Source organism: Pseudomonas sp. A125, assembly GCF_055409485.1.
In genome coordinates this window covers 1-828 of record NZ_JBUZVP010000091.1, presented here as the reverse complement: position 1 = coordinate 828, position 828 = coordinate 1, and the positions used below count along the sequence as shown (strand labels likewise).

The 828-nt window shown below is 62.9% G+C and carries 1 protein-coding gene; it reads left to right on the top strand.

Annotation, left to right across the window (positions count from 1 at the left end):
* Positions 1 to 828, top strand: an 828-nt coding sequence (locus tag ACZRN6_RS36535) for an ImcF-related family protein (RefSeq protein ID WP_464009964.1), incomplete at both ends; no start/stop codon positions are given.

Sequence of the window (828 nt, the reverse complement as noted above, 5' to 3'; positions counted from 1 at the left end):
ACCCACCTGTACCAGCAGGTCCTCGACGCAGCCGCCAATCAATACCCGGAGCTGGGCGTGCAAAACATGGTCGGCGAGACCGACGCCATGGCGCTGTTCCATACCCAGGCAAGGGTGCCTGGCGTGTTCACCCGCCAGGCCTGGGAAGGGCAGGTGCGCCAGGCCATTGACGATATCGCCGAAGCCCGTCGCGAAGAAATCGACTGGGTGCTCAGCGACAATCAGGCCGACATTGCCGCCGAGCTGACCCCGGATGTGCTCAAGGCGCGCCTCACCGAGCGCTACTTTCAGGATTACGCCAACGCCTGGCTGGACTTTCTCAATAGCGTGCGCTGGCAAAACGTCGGCAGCCTGCCCGATGTGATCGACCAACTCACGCTGATGACCGATGTGCGCCAGTCACCCCTGATCGCCCTGATGAATACCCTGGCCTATCAGGGGCAGGCCGGCACCCGCAGCCAGGCCTTGGCCGACTCGCTGATGCAGTCTGCGCAAAAGCTTGTGGCGAAGGACAAAGTGCCCATGATTGACCCACGGGCACAAGCCCCGCGCGGTCCGCTGGACGCCACCTTCGGTCCATTGTTGAGCCTCATGGGCCAAGACCCGGAGGGCAGCGAGCGGTTGAGCCTGCAAGCATTCCTGACCCGTATCACCCGCCTGCGCCTGAAATTGCAGCAAGTGAGCAATGCCCCCGATCCGCAGGAAATGACACAGGCTTTGGCGCAGACCGTATTTCAGGGCAAGAGTGTTGTCCTGACGGACACCCAATCCTATGGCAGCCTGGTGGCCGCCAGCCTGGGAGCAGAGTGGAGCGGGGTGGGCCATACC